Annotated in this window: 2 protein-coding genes; both read left to right on the top strand. The window is 50.7% G+C overall.

Annotation, left to right across the window (positions count from 1 at the left end):
* The first annotated feature begins 37 nt into the window (after positions 1-37).
* A complete protein-coding gene (locus ACIQ2L_RS13715; protein WP_396159789.1) occupies positions 38-5,488 on the top strand; it encodes a GEVED domain-containing protein in 5,451 nt (1,816 codons plus the stop codon).
* Positions 5,489-5,683: 195 nt separating this feature from the next.
* On the top strand, positions 5,684-6,493 hold an 810-nt coding region (locus ACIQ2L_RS13710), incomplete at its 3' end, for a hypothetical protein (RefSeq protein WP_396159787.1).

Genomic DNA, 6,493 nt, shown 5'->3' with positions numbered 1-6,493 from the left:
TATGGGAGACACATTTACCGGCGGTCGCGGACCTGAAATGCGAGTGGTTGCGGGTAATCAATTGACTGACGGCCAGACGTTTAACGTCAATGGAAGACAATTCGAAATCGAAATGGGTTCCACTGTTACGATTCCAAGCGGCAACAGCATCCGAAACCTGGATTCAATGTCGGTATATGGCACAAGCTTTGTCTTTTGGGATGGATCCGGAACGGCGCCTGCTGGCAACTTGATCCGGTTCAATGTTACGGACACCCCCACAGAACTAGCCCTCAAGATCCATGACGCCTTAAGAGCGGCAACGTATTCCAAGACCAATCGAGCAGTTGCCTTTAACGAGCCACTTGGTGGAACCGATACTTTGAGCAGGGCTCTCGATGTCGGAGTTCGAAGTGAATTTTTTGTCTTCAACGGTAGGGGAGCGATTGGCGACAATGCTTCATTAGCGCCCACCTTAGATAGAGATGTCGATCTCGTTCGAATGAATTTGGAAGCGGGTACACAGATTGTTGTAACGGCGAACGCTACAACGATTGGCTCTTTCCTTGATCCATTCTTGAGGATCTTTGATAGCGAGGGGCGTCAACTCAGCTTCAACAATGACTTTGGTGGAAGTCGCGATTCTCGAATCGAATTCACAGTACCGTCCGATGGCGTCTATTTTGTCGGTGTTTCTGCTTCGGCGAACAATAGTTACAGTGCATCGGTTGCCAACAGCACCACCAACGGTGGTTCTCAAGGTGAATACGATTTGACAATCGATGTTACGCCTCGCTTGAACATCAGTGTTCTCAACAACCGAATTCAAATCGACGGCGGCAAAGACATTGTTTTGCCGGCCAATTCACCTTTGTTGCTCAACGGCACTACGGGGTTGACCGATAGCAGTGCAGTTCCAGTATACATTTCGCAAGGAATGACATCGGAGCAGGTTGCTACAGAAGTGAAGCGAGCGTTGGAGGGAGCTCTGGCATCTGGAAATTTCGACACGTTTGCTCGACGGGGGATATTCATTGATATGACGGGTGCCACGGTTGCGTCACCTGGACCATTCACGGTATCTACATCCCGTCCAGAAGATGTTCTGTCGGAATGGGGAACCAACGGCCAGGGATTCAATCTGGACCCATTGAGTCGACCTGCGTTCCGTGCGCGGAACAACGCTTTCGAAGGTCTGTATCTCGACGACTTTATCATCGGCTTGGCAGAGCGCGGTGAACAAGTGACGGGATCGCGTTCGGACACAACATTTGTATCCACCGGTCCAACGACTGGTCCACAAGGCGGAACGTACCAACTTGAGATTCGACAAGGCACAGAGTACGGTGCTCCTCGAATCATTACATCACCGCCCAGCGCCGTCCAACTCGATTTGGTCAGGGCTTTCGGACCAAACGAAGGGCAATCGAACTATCAATCGGTTCGATTCAATAATGCTACGCAGATCGCTGACGGACAGACCATGACGATTAGCGACGGTGTGAATTCGATGGTGTTCGAATTCGATGATACCACATTGCCAGTGAGCTCACCGGCACGAGGAGTCCGCGCTGGCCACGTTCGCGTTCCTTTCAATCCAGTGATTGGCGAGTCCGCTCAGATCATCGCATCCCGTGTTCGTGACTTGATCAATTCGAACGTTGTGCAAAACGTATTGCGAATTGGTGCGATCTCGGCAGACGGCAGCACGACTGGTACCAACTCCGATGAGTTGGTTTTCGTCGGCTCTGTCACCGTGACTGTTCCTGCCAACGTAGGTGATACTGAATCGTTCTCAGGCTCGGGTGATAAGAACACTCCTCGAGAGCAGGGACAGGTCGTCGTCGAGAACTCCAGAATATCCAATTCTTCCGGGTTTGGTATTGTTCTTCAGGCAGATGTTCGCGACGCCGGTTCTAATGCTCCGAGTCCAGGCTCTGTACGAAACACCATCGTATTGAATAACTCCAGGTTGGCTCCAGGAGCTGTCGTTGTGAACAATGAATTGTCCTTCAACACTGCTGGTGGCATCAATATTGTTGGCGACGCTTCGACTGGCGATTTGCCATTGGCTTCCGTGCCTTTTGCGAGAGTAGTCAACAACACCATTCTTGGTGGAAGTGTAACACGAGTGGCGGCGGCGCCGGCTACTTCCTTCGAAGGAGATTTCTACTCTATCGGTAGTGTCGCATTCGCCGATCGAGTCGAGCGATACACTCCGACGGCAGGTGGCGGTCCATTGCCGATCGCTGGATTGCAACTTCCAGATAATGCTCTTGGGGTACCGAACTATTCAGGTATCGGCGAACCACTGGCGAACCAAGGAGTTGTGTCACTGGGACGAGGAGGAGTGTTGGTACTACAGTTCACAGACAACATATTGACAGGATCCGACGATTCGCGTCCGGATCTCGCGATTTATGAAGTTGGTAACTCGGAAAATATTCGCGTTGAAGTTAGCAGCGACAACGTGACCTATATTCCGGTCGGTACCGCATCCTTTAACAGTCGGTTGATCGACCTCGACGCGTTCGGATTCAACGCTCGCAGTCAATTGCACTTCGTTCGTCTTACCGACGAATTCAATCAAGGTGCGACTAGCGGTGATTCCGTTGGCGCGGATATCGACGCCGTTGGCGCACTTTCCAGCAGACCAGCGAACGTATTCACTGCCGCTGGCACAGGGATTCGCGTCGGAGCGAATGCAAGCCCAACGTTGATGAACAATATCGTTGTGAACAACGACCAAGGGATTTTTGTTGATCCATCGAGCACATCGACTGTGGTGGGTGGAACGTTATTCCAACGCAATACTCAAGATGTTGCTGGTTCTGCGACCTTGGGGCAATTCCCGATCGTTGCATCATCAACATCGGCCTTGTTCACGGACGCTTCAACAGGCAATCTCTATCCTCAACCAGGCTCTCGATCGATTGATGCATCGTTGGATTCGTTGCCCGATCGTGCATCACTTCTGTCGGTCAAGCAGCCTTTAGGATTGTTGCCTTCGCCGATCATCGCTCCAGCTTCGGACATCACAGGCCAATTGCGAGTGGATGACCCGTCGGTCACTGCTCCTCCTGGATTGGGTGAATCAGTATTCAAGGATCGAGGTGCTGCAGATCGATCCGATTTCGTCGGACCGATTGCGATCGCAATCAACCCACGAGACAATGATGCACTTGGGACCGACAATAACCCCGCTCTAGGGACGGTGGAAGTCGTCACCAAGAGCTTGAGCCACTTTGACATTCAAGTTCTCGATACATCTGCCTTGGGTAATTTCTCCCAAGGGACCGGTATTGATCGCACAACCGTATCTTCCAATGCAATCTTACTTTTGAAGAATGGCAACATTCTGGTTGAAGGAGTGGATTATCGGTTCGGATACGATTCGACAAGCAATATTATTCGTTTGACTCCGCTTGCGGGAATCTGGGAGAGCGAATCGGTTTACCAAGTGCGATTTGTCAATCGAAACGAATCCCTAATCGCCTTCAGCGATCCGTTGGTGATCAATGATGCAGCGACCTATACGATTGTCGATTCGGAGAATGTGACTCATTATTTTGAGCTGGAGACAGGAATCACCCTTCGAATGCCTCGCGATTCGAGCGGATTCACGAACCAAGCGATTGATGGAACGATCTTCCGAATTGATGACGGCTTCCGAAGAATCACTTTTGAATTCGACAACAACCAAACGTCTAGCCCGACGAATATCGCTGTCCCATTCTTAAGCCAAGACCCACCATCGGTTCTTGCAGAAAAAGTCGTTGCTGCTGTTCTTGCGAGCGGTCTCATTGTCCGAATGCAATCACTGGGCAATGGTTCGATTCAAATGTTCGGTAGCAACCTGATTAGTGTGATCCCCGAGACAAGCGGAATAGCTCAGTCGGGAAGAACGGGTGTTCAACCGACCTACGGATTCCGAATTCCGACTGCAAACGGTCTGCCTCTAGGATTCACGGATGGTCAAACATTCTCTGTGCAACGGGGCAACTCCACCTTTGTGTTCGAGTTTGATAGCAACGGAACCGTTGGTGCCAATAACATCCGCGTTGGTTTCTCCAATACGACAGACGGATTGGCAGCAGCAATCGTCACAGCAATCAATGGTGCAGGACTGGGACTCACAGCGAGTTCAACTCCTGGTGGCTTTATTGCGGTGGGTGCACAAAGCGATCTTCGGCTGCAAGCGACAAACACGGTTCTTCAGGTTGTTGGATCGCCTGGTCGAGGTGCTGCAATTCCAATTGAAGTGGATGCGTTACAAGTTCAGTCTGGCTCTCAAATGGCCACTCTGCTCGCCGACTCTATCAATGCAGCAAACTTGCCTGGTATCCAGGTTCTTCAGCTGGGTTCTCAGTTGTTGATCGAAGGAGCTAAGGGTGTTGGCGGTCCAGGTGCACAGACATTGTTTGGCGTCCGAGATCTCGCCGGCAATCCGATGCGAGCTACAGAGTTGGACGGAACATCCCAAATAACGATCTTCCTCGGGGAGGGGCTTGACTATGGTGATGCACCAGATCCTGTCTATGCTTCAAAGAAGGCTAACAACGGTCCTCGCCACCGAGTAGTCAATGGGTTTTCACTCGGCCCAACCGTGACGTCGGACGCGGATGCAAAAGTACCTGATCTCGATTCAGACGATGGTATTCATAGCATTTCGCTGACTGCCGCATATTCCGGGTCGTTTGTTGCCAACGTCCAGGGAGCAGAAGGCCCTGTGTTCGTCAATGCATGGGTCGATTACAACGGTAATGGTGTTTTCGAGAACTCTGAGAAAATTCAAATTCAAGGACAAATTCGAAATGGAGACAACACGATTCCAGTTCAGCATCTCGTAGCAGGCCAATTGGTCACTCGAGTTCCATCGAGTGCAGTTACCGATCGAGATGTCGCGCTCCGCGTTCGACTAAGCACAACCCAGATTCTTCAAGCGACTGGCTATGCAGACGACGGTGAAGTGGAAGACTACATGATCCGAATCAGAAAGAATCCAAATCAGAATCCAACGAACCGGTTAGATGTGAACAATGATGGATTCGTTTCAGCAATCGATGTTCTAGCTGTTGTGAACGCCATCAACAGTTCGGGAGGCGCCGGCTTCTTGCTTCCGATCAATTTCCCGACACCTCCGTTCCTCGATGTTGATGGAGACAGCGCGGTCACTTCGAACGATGTGTTAACGATTGTCAACCATTTGAATTCCACAAGTCCTGGTCTAGAAGGTGGAGGTGAAGGAGAATCGAGCGATATGTGGTTGCCGGCTGGATCGATATCCTCTGGTCCTGCAAATCAATCCACACCATCAACTCGCGGAAGTTCAAGTAGAAATGCGACAACTTTGTCCGCAACTCGCCTCGATACTTATTTGGCTTCGCTCGGTAACGATTTGGGGCCATCCATCGAGATCGACGACCTGGATTGGGCTTTCTTCGGGCAGCCTGAGGAAGAGGAAGAGGACGATGTATTCGGAAGCTCCCTTGATGAACTCTTGAACTAGAACGTCGTTCACTTGAAGTATTAAGGTTTCAGCTTTTCTAAGAATTCCTTCGAGTCTGGTTTTATGGAGATAAAACCAGACTCGAGTATCCCGCAGCGGATCCGAGAACAATGCCTTGACAGCGAGATCGACTATCGGGCATGCTCGCTCTGAGTCCGCCTATTTACCGGAACGGATCCATGCATTCCAATGTGCATGATCTTTTGGGAGCCCGTCCGTTCAGGGATTTGGAATAAAGTGTCTTCAGTCTTGCGTCGTTTTGCTGGAAAGCTTCAGGTCGACCGCTCGTTGCTCTACGCTCTATCCGCACGGATTTGGCAAGCAATGGCTGGGCCGATCACGATGGTTTTCATCATTCGATCTCTCACGCTCGATGAGCAAGGGGTGTATTACACCTTGTCTACGCTCATGACCATTCAGTTGTTCTTCGAATTGGGTTTGCTGAATGTATTGATCAGCCAAGCGGGCCATCTGATTAGTGCGGTTCGAAACGCAAAGAATGAGGAACAGCTAGCTCTTGCAAAATGCAGAATGTGGCAGTTGATCCGCGCATCGTTCCACTGGTTCCTTGGTGCGAGCGTAGTCTATGCAGTAGCTGCCGTGGTGCTCGGTTGGAAAATGCTGTCATCCAAGTCTGCTATTGCTGAGAATTGGCTGCCACTCCTATGCCTCAGCGTCGTTGCTGCGGCTACTGTCGCACTATCACCTCTGATGGCAATCCTGGAAGGGGCTGGATTTCGCAACAGCGTTTATCGCATGCGCTTCATTCAAATGGTGAGTGGTGCGGTTGTCGTTTGGGTATCCCTCTTGCTTGATATAAAGACATGGACGCTCGTGACATCCGCATTGGTTCAATTCGCCTGCGTATTCCTCTTGACTCGTGTCATTCATAGGCGAGATCTTGATGGATACAAGGTAGATCGTTCAATCTTGGAATCGACGTCGAACGGATTATCCTGGTTCAAAGAAGTTCTACCGATGCAATGGCGAATGGCACTCATCAGT

Source organism: Flavobacterium sp. (assembly GCF_044369455.1).
Classification (GTDB): Bacteria; Bacteroidota; Bacteroidia; order Flavobacteriales; family Flavobacteriaceae; genus Flavobacterium.
This window is presented reverse-complemented; position numbering and strand designations above follow the sequence as displayed.

Coding starts and splice junctions, on each gene's coding strand:
- ACIQ2L_RS13715 (WP_396159789.1), top strand. CDS start 38: ATGCGAGTGGTTGCGGGTAATCAATTGACTGACGGCCAGACGTTTAAC.